This window comes from Kitasatospora sp. CB02891 (genome assembly GCF_002803145.1).
Taxonomy (GTDB): Bacteria; Actinomycetota; Actinomycetes; order Streptomycetales; family Streptomycetaceae; genus Kitasatospora; species Kitasatospora griseola.
The window spans coordinates 85,289-100,381 of the sequence record NZ_NNBO01000016.1 but is presented as its reverse complement, the minus strand read 5'-3'; the positions used below and the strand labels follow the sequence as shown (position 1 = coordinate 100,381).

Sequence of the window (15,093 nt, the reverse complement as noted above, 5' to 3'; positions counted from 1 at the left end):
TGCACGGAGCTGGCCTTTTGCCCGACCCCGGGCGGTCGGCGACCCCGGCCGGGCGGGAGCGCGAGCCGCCGTTTCACGGCGAGTCGCGCCACCCCTCGGGCGCGCGAACGGCGCACCCACGCCCCGTTCCGGTGCGCCGACCGTCGAATGTCGATATTCCAGCGGGGTGGTCGGCCGGGCCCGATTCCAGGGAAATCCGATCCGAATTCCGAACGATCCTCAGATCATCTTTCCCGGATTGAGCAGGCCCAGCGGGTCGAAGACCGCCTTGATCTGCCGCTGCAGCTCCAGGCCGACCGACCCCAGCTCCCGGGCCAGCCACTCGCGCTTCAGCAGCCCGATGCCGTGCTCGCCCGTCACCGTGCCGCCCAGCGCCAGGCCGAGCGCCATGATCTCGTCGAAGGAGACCCGGGCCCGCTCCACCTGCTCCGGATCCCGGGCGTCGAAGATCACCACCGGGTGGGTGTTGCCGTCGCCGGCGTGCGCGACCATGCCGATGGTCAGCCGGTGCCGCTCGGCGATCTCGGCGACGCCGTTCAGCATGGCGGCCAGCGCGCTGCGCGGCACCGCCACGTCGTCGATCATCGTGGTGCCCATCCGCTCCAGCGCGGGCAGCGCCAGCCGGCGGGCCTGGAGCAGCAGTTCCGACTCCGCCCGGTCCTCGGCCGGCACCACCTCGGTGGCCCCGGCGGCGGTGCACAGCTCGCCGACCGCGGCCAGCAGCTCGCGCTGGTCCGGGCCGTCGAAGGCGACCAGCAGCAGCGCCCGGGTGGACTCCGGCAGGCCCATCTGCGCCATCTCGTTGACCGCGCGGACGGTGGTGGCGTCCATCAGCTCCATCAGCGAGGGCGTGAACCCGGCGGCCATCACGTCGCACACCGCCCGCCCGGCGGCGTCCACCGAGTCGAACTCTGCCGCCAGCACCAGCTGCGGGCCGGGCGCGGGGCGCAGCGCGAGCACCGCCTCGACCACCACGCCGAGGGTGCCCTCGGAGCCGACCAGCAGCCGGGTCAGGTCGTAGCCGGCCACGCCCTTGGCCGTTCGCCGTCCGGTGCGCAGCAGTCGGCCGTCGGCCAGCACCACGTCCAGGCCGAGCACGTACTCGCCGGTCACGCCGTACTTCACGCAGCACAGGCCGCCGGCGCCGGTGCCGATGTTGCCGCCGATGGTGCAGGACTCCCAGCTCGACGGGTCCGGCGGGTAGGCCAGCTGCCGGGCTTCGGCGGCCCGGGACAGTTCGGCGTTGACCACGCCGGGCTGCACGATCGCGATCCGGTCGACCGGGTCGAGGTGCAGGATCCGGTTCATCCGGGTCAGCGAGAGCAGGATGCAGCCGTCGACGGCGTTCGCGCCGCCGGACAGTCCGGTGCGCGCGCCCTGCGGCACCACCGGGACGCGCAGTTCGGTCGCGGTGCGCATCACGAACTGCACCTGTTCGACCGTCTCCGGGAAGACCAGCACCGCCGGCTCGCCCGCGTCGCAGAATCCCGCCATGTCGCGGGCGTACGCGCCCGTGACGTCCGGGTCCACCGCGACGGCGCCGTCCGGCAGTCCCGCGCGCAGCCGTTCGACCAACTCACCCACGACAACCTCCACTCGTTCCGCCCGCACTCTCCTCCCCCGTCCGGCCCCGGGCAAGCGTCGCCGCCCCCTGTCGGGCTGTCGGTCGGTTCGGGCACCCTGGTACCCATGCGCGCACCCCGTGTCCAGTGCCCCGCCTGCGACCGCCCGGTCGCCCTGATGCCCACCCGCCGCACCGGCTACGGCGTCATCCACGACCACAAGCGCGACCGCCGCTCGCTACAGCTGTGCGACGGCAGCATGCGCCAACTCCCGCTCAGCGACGCCGCCCTGTGGCAGGACGCGCTCCCCGGGCTGCCCGCCCCGGACGGGCCGCCGACGCTGTTCTGACGGCCCGTCGGTCCGGGGCTGGTCAGCGCCGGACGCCGCAGGTAGCGTCCCGGTGCGACGGTTCGTCCTGGGGGGCACGGCATGGCGTACGACGGCGGCAGGCAGTACCAGTACCTGGAGTCGCTCGACTCGGCCCGGACGGCCGGGCCCGGGGACGGCCGGGGCGAGGAGCTGCAGCTGCAGATCTTCACCGAGGTGCTGCTGACGCTGGCGCTCGGCCGCGAGGTGGTCGTCCCGCAGTCGTTCGCCTTCGACTCGTTCGGGTTCCACCGGGTCGCGGCCACCGTCCTGCGCGCCAGGGACAGCAGCGCACCGGGCGAACACCCGTTCCGGCTCCACCTGTTCGGGGCGCGCTCGTACGAGGAGGCGGTGGCGGGCATGCTCGCCAGGACGGTCGATCCGGCCGGCCCGTTCCTGAGCCTCCTGCTGCCCGAGCTCAGCGACCCCGCCGCCCACGGCCTCGACCCCGGCGAGGTGCGGGAACAGGCCGCCGACTTCGACCGGCTGCTGAGCGCCGAATGGCTCGACCCGGAACGGGCCGACGGGCTGGCGGTGGTCCGCGACGAGTTCCGGCACCTCCCCCGGGTGGCGGCCCGGCCGCCCGCCCGGCTGTACGCCCTCGGCGAGCTGGTGGTCGCCGCCGTCGACCCGGCCTCGCCGATGGGACGGGCAGTGGCCGACCTGCCCGAGCCGTACCGGGAGGTGCACGCCACGCTGGCCACCGCGATCCGCCGCCTCGGCGTCGACCGGCCGCAGGCCTTCCACCACCGCAGCCGGTTGCGGCTGGCCCGGCCGTGGCCCGGCGACGCCGCCGGACGGACCCCCGAGGAGATCGTCGGCGGGCCGGAGACCCTCGGCCTGGTGGTCGAGTTCGTCGACACCCTCTACAACCTGACCGTGGTCGACTCCATCGGCGTCGCCGACACCACTCTCAGCACCGGCCAGGGCCTCGACGACGCCCGACTGGCCGCCCGCGCCGCCGCCCAGGAACTCGCCCTCGCCCAGTACCGCCACCGAGCCGGGCAGACCCGCCCGGAGACGGACCGGGCCGGCTCGGGACCGCTGTTCGAGATCAGGCTCGGCGCGGCGGCCGGCCTCGCCGACGACCGGGTGCGCGCCCGGATGGCGGCGCTGCGCACCGACGCCGGCGACGCGATCGCCGCCCTGATGCAGGCCCGCGCCGAGCGCGGCCGCACTGCCAAGTCGCCGTTCTGGAAGGGCATCGAGCGGTTGCGGACGGCCGAGGACCCGCTCGCCGCGCGCAAGGCGCTGGACGCCCACCTGGCCCGGGTCGCCGCCGTCCTCGGCGACCGGACCGGGCTGGCCCCGATCGGCGGGTTCGCGATCGAACTGGTGCTCACCGCCGCGGGCGCGGTCGGCCCCGCGCTGGCCACCGAGGTGTGGCGGCTGCCCGGGCTGGTCGGCTACCCGGCGATGGCGGCCGGCGCGGTCGGCAACGTCCTGTACCGCAAGAGCAAGGACAGCCTGGCGCGCCGGCTCTCCAGCAGACGGCTGGCCTGCGCGCTGGGACGAGTCGTCGACCTGAGGAGCTGACACGGTGACAGATCCCGAGCACCCGGACGCCATCCGCCGCACCCGGGAGGTGCTCGCCTACCGCAACCGCTTCGTCGACGTCTACGACGACGAGGTCGCCTTCCCGAGCGGCTCCGCCGGCCGCTACCTGAGGATCCGTCACCGTGCCGAGGGCCTCGGCGTGGTGGTGCTCCCCGTCCACGGCGAGCTCGTCGGGCTGGTCCGCACCTACCGCTACCCGCTCGGCCGCCCCCAGTGGGGCCTGCCCCGCGGCTTCGCCCATAACGCCGACCCGCTGGTCACCGCGCGCGCCGAACTGCACGAGGAACTCGGCGTCCCCGACGCCGAGTTCCACCTCCTCGGCACCATGACCCCCGACTCCGGCCTGCTCGCCGGCGCCGTCGCCGTCGTCCACGCCACCGTCCCCGACCCCGTCCCCACCGGCGCCCCCCGCGACCCCGACGAAGTCGTCGAGACCCGCTGGCTCCCCCTCCCCGACCTCCACCACTGGATCACCACCGGCCGCCTCGACGACGGCATGACCCTCGCCGCCCTCACCCTCGCCCGCGCCCACGGCCGCCTCCCCTGACGCACCGTCACCCGCGAACGCCGAACGGCCCCCGACCGGAGGTACAGGTCGGGGGCCGTTCTCAGGCGCGGAGGGTGTGGGATTTGAACCCACGGTGGCGCGAAGCCACGACAGTTTTCAAGACTGGTCCCTTAGGCCGCTCGGGCAACCCTCCTCGGCGGAGGCCAGCCTAACGGGTCGGGGCGGGTTCGGTGCACACCGTTCCGGTGGGGTGGGTCAGTTGTCGCCCTTGCGTTCGCCGAGGGTGACGGTGGTCTTGGCGGCCTTGCCGTCGCGGGTGTACTCGACCTCGACCTTCTCGCCGGGCTTGTGCGTCCAGATCTCGCTGACCAGGGTCGGGCCGCTGTCGATGGCGATGCCGCCGAGCTTGGTGATGACGTCGCCGGCCTTCAGGCCGGCCTGGTCGGCGGGGCCGCCGGGGGTGACGGCGGGGGTGTCGCGGACCGGGGCGGTGGCGATCTGGGCGCCGTCGCCGCGGTAGTCGTCGTTGCGCAGGACGCCGAGGATCGCGTAGACCGGCGTGCCGTCCTTGATCAGGGTCTGGGCGACCCACTTGGCCTGGTTGATCGGGATGGCGAAGCCGAGACCGATGGAGCCGGCCCGGCCGGAGCCGCTGGTGTTGGACTGGATCGCCGAGTTGATGCCGATGACCGAGCCGGAGCCGTCCAGCAGCGGGCCGCCGGAGTTGCCGGGGTTGATCGAGGCGTCGGTCTGCAGGGCGTTCATGTACGAGGACTGGGCGCCGGTCTCGTCGCCGGAGGCGACCGGGCGGTCCTTGGCGGAGATGATGCCGGTGGTGACGGTGCCTTCGAGGCCGTAGGGCGCGCCGATGGCGATGGTGGCGTCGCCGATGGCGACCTTGTCGGAGTCGCCGAGCGGCAGCGGGACGAGCTTGTCCTTGGGCGGGTTCTCCAGGCGGATGACCGCGACGTCGTAGCCCTCGGCGCGGCCGACCACGGACGCGTCGTAGGAGGAGCCGTCGGAGAACTTGACGGTGAGCTTGCCGCCCTTGGCCGCGGGCGCGACCACGTGGTTGTTGGTCAGGATGTGGCCCTCGGTGTCGAAGACGAATCCGGTGCCGGTGCCGGACTCGCTGGAGTTCGAGGCCTTGATGGTGACGGTGGACGGCAGCGCCTTGGCGGCGATCCCGGCGACGGACTCGGGAGCCCGGTCCAGGTTCTGGTGGGTGTTGCCGACGGTGACGGTGGTGCTGCTGTGGCTGGCGCCGGTGCCGCCGCTGCCGCCCTTGTCGGAGACGGACGCGCCGATCGCGCCGCCGGCCAGGCCGGCCACCAGGGCGACCGCCGCGACCAGGGCGACGAATCCGCCGCGCTTGCCCTTGCCGGACCCGCCGGGGGCGGGCTGCGGGCTGCCCCACGGCGCACCCGGTTCGCCCGGTCCGCCGACACCGCCGGTGCCGCCGGACGGGTGGCCCCAGCCGCCCACCGGGTGGCCGGCGCCGAACGGGTGCTGCGGCTCGCCGGGGACGCCGGGCGCACCCGGGGCGCCGGGCGCACCGGCCTGGGCGAGCGGCGGCACGGCCGGGACGGCCGCGGTCGGCGCGTAGGGGTTGACCGGTGCGTCGGCGGCGGGCTGCGCGTAGGGGCCGGCCGGTGCGGCGACGCTGCCGTACGGGTTCTGGAACGGCGGCGGCGCGTCCACCGGGGCGGCGGGCGGGGCGGCCGGCGCCCCGGGCACCTTCCCGAGCTGCATGGTCTCGTCGGGGGCCGGCGCGGCGGGCACCTTCCCGAGCTGCATCGTCCCGTCGGAGACCGGCGCGGCCGGGGCCGCCGGCAGCACCGGCGGCGGCGCGTCGAGGTAGGCGGGAGCGGGCGCGGGCGTCCCGGAGCCGGCGGAGGCCGCCTCGGTGCCGGTGGCCGCGGGGGCCTTCTCCGGCGGGGTGGTACCACTCGCGTGCTCGGTGCTCACGGACGACCTCCATCGCTGACAGAATCTTGGGCCGCGGTCCGTCGCGCCGGCGGCGCGGCCACAGCCTCGGGGCACAGTTTTTCCTATGCCGGATTCGGACACCGTAAGCGGGCCCCTGAAGAAATCATGAGAAGCCTTAGGCCTCGCTGACATGCACATCAGTGGTCCCGCGGTGCGGACGCCGATCCCCCCGGCCTTGGCGTTCCCCAGCCCGGAGGCTAGCCTGTCGCTCCTGTAAACCGAAGAACGTCGCGGGAGCTTGGACCAGCCAGGCTGAGAGTGCGCCGGATCGACCGTAGGGCATGGCGGTGACGCCGCCCCGGTCGAGGGGGCGCTGACCGCCTGAACCTGTCCGGATAATGCCGGCGTAGGGAGTATCGGCCATGACGGCTGTTCCGTCTGCCCAAATTTCCGATCATGAGGCTGCCGCGCGGGCCGAGGCCCCGCTGACCCTCGACACGGCGCCGCCGCGCACCCTGGACTTCCGGGCGCTGTTCGCCCTGTGGGCCAACCTCGGGGTGAGCCTGATCGGCTTCACCAGCGCCGCGACGGTGCTGGGCAAGCAGGGCCACGAGCTGGGCTTCACCGCGGCGGTGACGGCGATCGTGGCGGGCACCGCGATCGGCACCGCGATGCTGGCGGTGGCGGCCCTGGTGGGCGCCCGCACGGGTGCGCCGGCGATGGCGGTGCTGCGCGGCCTGTTCGGCACCCGGCTGTCGTACGTGCCGACGGTGCTGAACATCCTCCAGTGCGTCGGCTGGGGCGTGTACGAGCTGACGGTGATCGCCTGGGGCGCCCAGACGGTGGCCGGCACCGAGGGCTGGCGCTGGCTGTTCGTGCTGCTGGCGGGCGTGCTGACGACGGTGCTGACGATCTGGCCGCTGGGCGCGATCGCGGTGCTGCGCAAGTACGTGGCGGTCGCGGTCGGCGTGGCGATGGTCTACTTCACGGTGCAGTTCGCCCGGCTGGGCTTCCCGGACCCGGGCGCGGGCAACTGGGACGGCTTCCTGTCGGCGACGGACGCGGTGATCGCGGTGTCGATCTCGTTCGTGCCGCTGGCCGCCGACTACACCCGGCACGCCCGCAGCTCGGCGAAGGCGTTCTGGGGGACGTTCTCCGGCTACACGGTGGCCCAGGTCTGGTGCTACGTGCTGGGCGTGGTGGCGCTGCTGCAGTCCGGCGGCGACCCGGACAAGATCCTCGGCTCGTTCACCGGCGTGGCCGCGGGCTGGGCGTTCCTGCTGGTGCTGGTGCTGCGCGAGTCGGACCAGTCGTTCGCGAACGTGTACTCGACGGCGATGTCGATCCACAACCTGTGGCCGAAGGTGGACCGGCGGGTGCTGACCGGCGGCATCGGCGTGCTGGTGACGGTGCTGGCGCTGCGGATCAAGGAGTTCACCGAGTCGTACTACGCGTTCCTCGGCCTGATCGGATCGGTGTTCGTGCCGCTGTTCGCGGTGCTGGCGGTGGACTACTTCCTCGGCGCGGGCCGGCGCGGCTGGAACCTGACGCAGGACGCCCCGGCGCGCTGGGTGATGCTGCTGCCGTGGGCACTGGGCTTCGCGGTGTACCAGTTCCTGGCGCCGACGGCGGTGGCCGGCTGGTGGACCGACCTGTGGGCGAAGGCGCAGGAGGCGGTGCACTTCACCCCGCAGGCGTGGAGCTCGGCCTCGTTGTTCTCGTTCCTGGTGGCGGCCCTGGCGACCGGCGCGGTGACGGCCCTGGAACGCCGGCAGGCCTGACCGCCCGCGGGCGTCCGACGGGCTGACGGTCCGCGGGCGTCCGACGGGCTGACGGTCCGCCAGCCGTTCGCCCCCGGGGAGCTGTTCACCGGAGCGTTGCCGTGCCGGAAGCGGGCCGTCATCCGGTGCCGCGTAGGGTGGTTGACGTGAACACCCAGCACAGCGCCTCGGCCCCGCTCCCCGCTCCGATCGACCGCTCGTCGGTCAAGGTGATCGCCCACCGCGGGTCCTCCGCGGCCCTCCCGGAGCACACCGAGGAGGCGTACCGGCAGGCGCTGGAGGAGGGCGCGGACGGGCTGGAGTGCGACGTCCGGGTCACCGCCGACGGGCAGCTGGTGTGCGTGCACGACCGGACGGTGGGCCGCACCTCCGACGGGCAGGGCGTGGTGTCGACCATGACGCTGGCTCAGCTGTCCGAGCTGGACTTCGGTTCGTGGAAGCACCCGGAGCAGCCGCAGCGCAGCTCGGTGCTCACCCTGGAGCGGCTGCTGGAGCTGGTCGCGGACACCGGGCGGCGGGTGGAGCTGGCGATCGAGACCAAGCACCCGGTGCGGTACGCGGGCCGGGTGGAGTCCGAGCTGCTGCGGGTGCTGGGCCGCTTCGGTCTGCTGCCGGCCGCGCCGGAGGAGTCCACGGTGCGGGTGATGAGCTTCTCGGAGCTGGCCCTGCACCGGGTCCGCCGGGCCGCCCCGGCGGTGCCCCGGGTGTACCTGTGGGAGCGCTCGGTGCCGCTGCTGGGCCGGACCAGGTCGCTGCCGGGCGGGGCGTCGATCGCCGGCCCGGGCATCTCGCTGGTGCGCCGCGACCCGGGCATGGTGACGGCGCTGCGCCGGGCCGGGCACCGGGTGCACGTGTGGACGGTGGACCGCCCGGAGGACGTCGAACTCTGCCTGGAGCTCGGCGTGGAGGCGCTGATCACCAACCGACCGGCGGACGTGCTGGCCCAGTTGGGCCGCTGAACGGGCCGGCCGGCCCGGTGCCCGCCGGGTGGCACGCGGGCTCCATTGGCGTGGCATAAATACCGAACGGGGTATTTCCCGTTGCCCATTCGGACAACCCCCGGGACGCGACAGAAAGGTGAGACGCTCCTCACCTTTCGGCCGCGAGCCGTGCGGATCCCGTTAATGCCGCGATCGGATCGTCGAACGCCCGTTTCCGATGCAATAACGGCGGGCATCCATCCCTCGGCAGAAGCTGAAGGAGGTCCGGGGGTGGCGTTGATGGTGGCGCGAGCTGTGCCAGTTCAGGCCGGGTCGACCTCATCGGCCATGGCCGTTCCGCACGGTCCGGCCAGTGTCTCGACCGCGCGGCGGAGGCTGCGCAACGATCTCGGTGATCGCTCGATACCGGATGCGGTGATTGACGACGCGGTGTTGATCCTCTCCGAACTGCTCAGCAATTCCTGTCGTCATGCCAGGCCGCTGCCGGCCGAAGATCCGGAGCCCGGCGACAGACCCGGCAGATCCGCCGACCGTCGCCCGCACGTCGACGACGACGACGACGCGGAGATCGGTACCGTGCTGGTGAGTTGGCGGATGCGCGGGGACGGCCTGCTGACCCTGGAGGTCACCGACGGCGGGGCGACCACCCGGCCGGTGCCGGCCAGTCCCTCGGTGTCGGCGCACGGCGGCCGGGGGCTGAGCATCGTCGGCAAGCTGGCGACGGACTGGGGAGTGCGGCACGCACCCGGTCAGGTGACGGTGTGGGCGGAGCTGCCCGCGTTCGAGCAGGTAAGGGGCGGCGGGGAGCGGCGCAGCGCCTGAACCGCGGGCCGCGGGCGAAGTAGGCTGCGCGGTGCAAAGTCCGACGTCCCCGGGAGAGCCGCACCATGGCCAAGAAGGCCGCGAAGAAGCAGCCCAGCCAGTCCACCGTCGTCGAGGGCGAGATCCCGGTCGTCGGAGCGCGCGAGGCGTGCCCGTGCGGTTCGGGCCGCCGGTACAAGGCCTGCCACGGCCGTCAGGCGGCGCACGCGGTGCAGGAGTTGGTGCACCGCCCGTTCGAGGGCCTGCCGGGCGAGGCCGACTGGGTGGCGCTGCGCGAGCTGGTGCCGGCCGCCACGGTGCCGCTGACGCTGGCCGCCGGGGTGGCCGAGCAGGCCGTCGGCGAGGTTCCGTCGGTGACGCTGGCGACGGTGCTGCCGCTGGCCTGGCCGGCGCTGCGGCGCGCCGACGGCTCGATCCTGCTGGGCCTGCAGACCCAGTCGTCCTCGGGCGACCTGAGCCGTGACCTGGCGGACGCGCTGGAGCTGGCGCTGGCCACCGAGCCGGGCACCCCGGTGCCGGCCCGCCGGACCGACCCGGGCGCCCGCCGCCTCCAGGAACTGCTGGACACCACGGCCGAGTTCGTGCCCGCCGTGCACACCGGCTTCGAGTTCTGGCTGGAGGACGCCGAGTCGGCGACCGGCGAGGTCGCGGCCTCGCTGGAGCGGGCGAACGCGTCGGCGATCCCGACCGAGAAGCTGGCCGGGGTGGACTCCGCGTACTGGTGCGGCACGCCGGACAAGAACCACCTGCGCTGGGTGATGACGGTGCCGGAGGAGCAGCTGCTGGACGCGCTGGCCCGACTGTCGGCGTCCGGCGAGAGCTCGCTGGGCGAGGGCACCAAGCTGGTCGGCTCGTTCCGGGCGCACGGCCTGACCGTGCCGGTGTGGGACCTGCCGGTCGACATGGCCGCCGCCGAGGTGGAGAAGCCGGCCGTGGAGTTCGCCGCGAAGCTGGCCGAGGTGCTGGCCGCGCCCGCGCCGCTGACCGCCGACGAGCGCCGCGCCCGCGCCAACCTGGTGAATCGTCAGATCACCCTCAACTAGCCGGAAGTGACCCGCATCACATTCCCGTCCGGCCGCCGAAAATCCCAAGGGCCTTTCGGCGTGGACAAATTGGCGCGGAGCCGGATCTTTGTTACTGTTTGAACAGTCCGACCGCTGGTGCATCCCCCGTCGCCAGCGGTCGGGCCTTTTCTGTTTCCGGGCCTGTGGTGCAACTGATCTGACGATCGGTCAGCAGTGCGGCAGGGTGACGGCACTGGCGGTGATCAGCCCGCCCAGCAGGGTGCCGACCTCGGGCAGCCAGGGCCGGCCCGGGCCCGGGCGGCGCACCCAGTGCACCTGGCCCTCGCCGGTCCGCGAGGGCGGCAGCACCAGGTAGCCGCCCGCCCCGTGGTACCGCAACACGCCCGGCACCCAAGGCCGTTCGGACAGCAGCGCGCCGAGCTCCGGCAGCGTGTAGGGCGCCGTCAGCAGCACGAACCGGCCGGGCGTGCCGAGCACCGGGCCGTACGGGACGCCGATCTCGTCCAGGTGCCGCAGCAGCCACGGACCGGCCGGGCGGGGCAGGCTCACCGCGCACAGCGACCGGCCGGTGGCGACCAGCACCGGCGCGCCGGGCGCGCGCCGCTCCCACCAGTGCCGGACCATCCGCGGATCGGTGGTGGCCGCCTCCAGCGGCGGGTCGCACGGGTGCGCGCCGGGCGTCGGGCAGAGCCGGTCCGGGCACGAGCAGGCCGGGCCGCGCAGCGCCCGCGCGCCGGGCACCACCGGCCAGCCGCAGCCGACGGCGGCCTGCAGTGCGGCGGTCAGGGCCAGCGTCCGGCCGCGGCGGCCCGGCCACCACTGGCCGACCCGCTCGGTCAGCAGCTCTCGGCGGTGTCGGCGCATGGCGGCTCGTTCCTCTCCGCGTCGGTCGGCCTGGGCCGGGGGTGCGGGCGGTGCGGTTGCGCTCAGGGCCTGTTCGGCCGAGCCCGCGCTGCGCCGCTGGAACGAGAATCCCCCATACGTCCGGATGGACGCGGGTCGGCCGACACCGGTTCCACCGTACGAGTGAGTGCCCGGCGCCCCGGGTGGCACCTGCGGGGCCTCACCGTACGATCCCTGGCACGTTCGGCCCGCCGCTCTCCTGGACATGCCCCGATCGGCCTGTGTACAAGTGGGGGAATCGTGCCGAGTAGTGAGTAAAGACATCGTTTTCGGTCGGTCTCGGGGGTCCTGCGTGACACGTTCCGGATTGTGGGGAGTTGCGACATGACCGACGTCCAGCCGCTGGCGGCGGAGGCCCTGAGGTTCGAGCAGGCGCTGCTGCCGGAGCTCGGCGAGGCGCCCTCGGCGGACCTGCAGGACCGTTTGGCCGGATGGCTGTCCGATTTCACCGGCCTCCAGGATCACCTGGAGCTGCTGGCCAGGGCCGACGGGCTGGCCGGCACCCTGGACGCGCTGCTGGACTCCGGCGCGGCGCTGCTCGGCGCCCGCCGCGGCCTGGTGGTCACGCTGCGGCCCGGCCCGGCCCGCACGCTGGCCCGGCCGGTCGGCCTCGGCCTGGACCCGGCGACGCTCGGCCAGCTGGAGACCATCCCGGCCGAGCACGGCCCGTTCGCCGACCTGCTCAGCCTGCCCGGCACGACCGGCCGGCTGCTGATCTCCGACCTGGCCACCGACCCGACGGTGGGCCCCCGGTTCCGCGAGATCGCCGCCCAGCTGGGCCTCGGCGCCTGCTACGCGCTGCCGCTGGCCACCGAACGCGAGGGCGCGCTCGGCGCCGCGGCCTGGTTCTACGAGGAGCCGGGCCGCCCCGGCGAGCGCCGCGAGCACCTGGTGCGCCGCTACTGCGAGTTCGCCGCCCCGCTGCTGGCCCGCCAGTTGGAGGCCGACCGGGCGGTGCGCGCCACCGCCGCGCTGCGCCGCTCGCTGCTGCCCGACCACCTGCCGGTCCGGCCCGGCCTGCGGATCGCCGCCCGCTGCGTGCCCGCCGCGCTGGAGCACGCCGCGGGCAGCGACTGGTACGACGCGGTCCCGCTGCCGGACGACACCCTCGCGCTGACCGTGGGCAGCGTGCTCGGCGGCGGCCCCAGCGCCGGTCCGGGCGCGGGCGCCTGCGCGGCCGCCGCGATGGGCCGGGTGCGGGCGGCGCTGCGCGCGTACGCGGTGCTGGAGGGCGAGGACCCGGTGTCCGTGCTCGGCGACCTGGAGCTGCTGCTGAAGACCACCGAGCCGACCCGCTCGGCGACCGCCGTGTACGCCAACGTCGACCCGGCCGAGCGCCGGATCGCGCTGGCGGGGGCGGCGAACTGCCCGCCGGTGCTGCTCACCCGGTACGGGGCGAACTTCGTGGAGACCTCGCTGTCCGCCCCGCTGGGCATGCTCAGCTGCTGGGAGGCGCCCGGGGTGGAGCTCACCGCGGAGCGCGGCGACGTGCTGGTGCTGTACACCGAGGGCCTGGCCCGCAGGTTCGGGGCCAACCTGCACGCCGGGCAGAGCGCGCTGCGCCGAGCCGCCGCGGACGCCCCGCGGGACGTCCGGCTGGATCCGGAGCGGCTCTGCGACCACCTGCTGGCCGAGGCCGGCGGCGAGGGCCCGGGCGAGGACGACCTGGTGCTGCTGGCGGCCCGCTTCGAGTGACCGCGGGCCGGCCGCGAACCGCAGGTCGAACGGCCTTTCTTCCCTCGAACGGCCCTACGTACCATGGGGGCGACGTCCGCCCTCGCGCCCCGCGACCCGGGGAGTGCGGGGCGGTACCACGCGCAAGGAGGCGACGTACGTGACCGAGGACCGCAGCCCGGCGGTGTCCGAGAACCCCGAAGGGACCGCCGAGGGCGAGGAGGACGAGCCGATCAAGAGCCGCAAGAACGGCCTGTACGGCGACATCTCCGACGAGCTCGCCGCGTCCATGCGCACCGGCTGGGCCGACACCGAGCTGCACGGCCTGCAGCCGGTCGCCCAGGCCCCCTACGCGGCCGAGCGCCGCGCCAAGCTCTCCGCCGCCTTCCCCGGCGAGCGGCTGGTCGTCCCCGCGGGCAACCTGCGCACCCGCGCCAACGACACCGAGTACGCGTTCCGCGCCGCCAGCGAGTACGTGCACCTGACCGGCAACCAGACCGAGGACGCGGTGCTGGTCGCCGAGCCCGTCGAGGGCGGCCACCGGTTCGCGCTCTACCTGCTGCCGCGCTCCGACCGGGAGAACGGCGAGTTCTGGCTCAGCGGCCAGGGCGAGCTGTGGGTCGGCCGCCGCAACTCCCACGCCGAGGCCGAGAAGCTGTACGGCCTGCCGGTGCGGGACGTCCGCAAGGCCGCCGAGGAGCTGGCCGCCGACACCGTCCCGACCCGCCTGGTGCGCGGCTACGACGCCGGCCTGGAGGCCGCCCTCGCCGAGCAGCTCGACGAGGAGAAGGACCAGGAGCTGACGGTCTTCCTGTCCGGGCTGCGCCTGGTCAAGGACGAGTGGGAGATCGGCGAGCTGCGCGCCGCCTGCACCTCCACCGTCAACGGCTTCACCGACGTGGTGCGCGAGCTCGGCCGGGCCGTCGCCACCTCCGAGCGCTGGATCGAGGGCACCTTCTGGCGCCGCGCCCGGGTCGAGGGCAACGACGTCGGCTACGGCACCATCGCCGCGGCCGGCCCGCACGCCACCACCCTGCACTGGGTGCGCAACGACGGCGACGTCCGCCCCGGCGAACTGCTGCTGCTGGACGCCGGCGTGGAGACCCACACCCTCTACACCGCCGACGTCACCCGCACGCTGCCGATCAACGGCACGTTCACCCCGCTGCAGCGCAAGATCTACGACGCGGTGTACGACGCCCAGGAGGCGGGCATCGCCGCGGTCCGGCCGGGCGGCGGCTTCCGCGACTTCCACGACGCCGCGCAGCGGGTGCTCGCCGAGCGCCTGCTGGAGTGGGGCCTGATCGACGCCTCGGTGTACGACGTGGAGAAGGTGCTGGAGCTCGGCCTGCAGCGCCGCTGGACCCTGCACGGCACCGGCCACATGCTCGGCCTGGACGTCCACGACTGCGCGCACGCCCGCCGCGAGAACTACGTGGACGCGGTGCTGGAGCCCGGCATGGTGCTGACCGTCGAGCCCGGCCTGTACTTCCAGGCCGACGACCTGACCGTCCCCGAGGAGTACCGCGGCGTCGGCGTCCGGATCGAGGACGACATCCTGGTCACCGCCGACGGCAACGAGAACCTCTCGGTGGGCCTGCCCCGACAGGCCGACGAGGTGGAGGCCTGGATGGCCTCGCTGAACGGCTGACTCGACCTCGCACCGAAGCCCCCGTCCGGTCCGCCGGCGGGGGCTTCGGTGCGCTCAGTGCCGTCGGCCCCACCCGGAGCGGGCGGCAGCGAGCACGACAATCTTCTCGAAACGGGCACGACCGGGCGTGAACATGGCTGCTCTCCGGGAAAAGGGTGTGGTGGACGTCCGCGGGAGGCACTTCTGTGGCCTGCGCGTGTTGACGCTCCCATCCTCCCGGGAGGTTGCAGATCAGTTCCAAAGGTTTTCCGCCCCCGTCCGATCACCCTTCGCCGCCGCCCGTGCGCACCCGGTCCGCCCCGGCCCGGCGCGCGGCACGGCGGCGGGGCGGACGGCTACACTCGCCGCGAACCCGCCACCGGCCGCACCTGGA

At 74.1% G+C, this 15,093-nt stretch carries 12 protein-coding genes, 1 tRNA gene and 1 riboswitch; of the genes, 9 read left to right on the top strand and 4 right to left on the bottom strand.

Annotated elements, in window-relative coordinates; genetic code table 11:
* Window positions 1–219: 219 nt before the first annotated feature.
* The gene (locus tag CG736_RS29340) at window positions 220–1,584 is read right to left on the bottom strand and encodes an FAD-binding oxidoreductase (protein ID WP_100589167.1); all 1,365 of its coding nucleotides are present in this window, start codon (window positions 1,582–1,584) and stop codon (window positions 220–222) included.
* 105 nt (window positions 1,585–1,689) lie between these two features.
* Between CG736_RS29340 and CG736_RS29335 the strand changes: the two genes are divergently transcribed.
* The 3 genes from CG736_RS29335 (at window position 1,690) to CG736_RS29325 (ending at window position 4,033) form a co-directional block, all read left to right on the top strand.
* On the top strand, window positions 1,690–1,911 hold the full coding sequence (locus CG736_RS29335; RefSeq protein WP_100589166.1) for a hypothetical protein: 222 nt from the start codon (window positions 1,690–1,692) through the stop codon (window positions 1,909–1,911).
* Between the two features lie 81 nt (window positions 1,912–1,992).
* Window positions 1,993–3,465, top strand: a complete 1,473-nt coding sequence (locus CG736_RS29330) for a hypothetical protein (protein WP_100589165.1) — start codon at window positions 1,993–1,995, stop codon at window positions 3,463–3,465.
* 4 nt (window positions 3,466–3,469) lie between these two features.
* Window positions 3,470–4,033 (top strand): NUDIX hydrolase, encoded by a 564-nt coding sequence (locus CG736_RS29325; RefSeq protein WP_100589164.1) that lies wholly within the window; start codon window positions 3,470–3,472, stop codon window positions 4,031–4,033.
* 68 nt (window positions 4,034–4,101) lie between these two features.
* Here CG736_RS29325 and CG736_RS29320 read toward each other — a convergent pair.
* Together CG736_RS29320 and CG736_RS29315 are read right to left on the bottom strand one after the other, a co-directional pair.
* Window positions 4,102–4,187 (bottom strand) — tRNA-Ser (locus CG736_RS29320).
* A 62-nt stretch (window positions 4,188–4,249) separates the two neighbouring features.
* Entirely contained in the window at window positions 4,250–5,962 is a 1,713-nt protein-coding gene (locus CG736_RS29315) for a S1C family serine protease (RefSeq protein WP_100589163.1), read from the bottom strand.
* Between the two features lie 241 nt (window positions 5,963–6,203).
* Window positions 6,204–6,355: riboswitch (TPP riboswitch) on the top strand.
* Between CG736_RS29315 and CG736_RS29310 the strand changes: the two genes are divergently transcribed.
* From CG736_RS29310 to CG736_RS29295, 4 genes are all read left to right on the top strand, one after another.
* Window positions 6,346–7,704 (top strand): cytosine permease, encoded by a 1,359-nt coding sequence (locus CG736_RS29310; RefSeq protein WP_100589162.1) that lies wholly within the window; start codon window positions 6,346–6,348, stop codon window positions 7,702–7,704. (Overlaps the previous riboswitch by 10 nt.)
* Before the next feature lie 146 nt (window positions 7,705–7,850).
* A complete protein-coding gene (locus tag CG736_RS29305; RefSeq protein WP_232734258.1) occupies window positions 7,851–8,663 on the top strand; it encodes a glycerophosphodiester phosphodiesterase in 813 nt (270 codons plus the stop codon).
* Window positions 8,664–8,924: 261 nt separating this feature from the next.
* Window positions 8,925–9,467, top strand: coding sequence for an ATP-binding protein (locus CG736_RS29300; protein WP_232734268.1), 543 nt, complete (start codon window positions 8,925–8,927; stop codon window positions 9,465–9,467).
* A gap of 65 nt (window positions 9,468–9,532) precedes the next feature.
* Window positions 9,533–10,510 carry a DUF5926 family protein gene (locus CG736_RS29295; protein ID WP_100589161.1) on the top strand — a complete coding sequence of 326 codons (978 nt, stop codon included), beginning with the start codon at window positions 9,533–9,535 and terminating at the stop codon, window positions 10,508–10,510.
* Between the two features lie 189 nt (window positions 10,511–10,699).
* Here the strand turns inward: CG736_RS29295 and CG736_RS29290 are convergent, their stop codons facing one another.
* On the bottom strand, window positions 10,700–11,356 hold the full coding sequence (locus CG736_RS29290) for a bifunctional DNA primase/polymerase (RefSeq protein ID WP_100589160.1): 657 nt from the start codon (window positions 11,354–11,356) through the stop codon (window positions 10,700–10,702).
* 363 nt (window positions 11,357–11,719) lie between these two features.
* On the opposite strand from CG736_RS29290, the gene CG736_RS29285 reads away from it, so the two are divergent.
* A complete protein-coding gene (locus CG736_RS29285) occupies window positions 11,720–13,090 on the top strand; it encodes a PP2C family protein-serine/threonine phosphatase (RefSeq protein WP_100589159.1) in 1,371 nt (456 codons plus the stop codon).
* A gap of 139 nt (window positions 13,091–13,229) precedes the next feature.
* Window positions 13,230–14,720 carry an aminopeptidase P family protein gene (locus tag CG736_RS29280; RefSeq protein ID WP_100589158.1) on the top strand — a complete coding sequence of 497 codons (1,491 nt, stop codon included), beginning with the start codon at window positions 13,230–13,232 and terminating at the stop codon, window positions 14,718–14,720.
* Window positions 14,721–15,093: the final 373 nt, after the last annotated feature.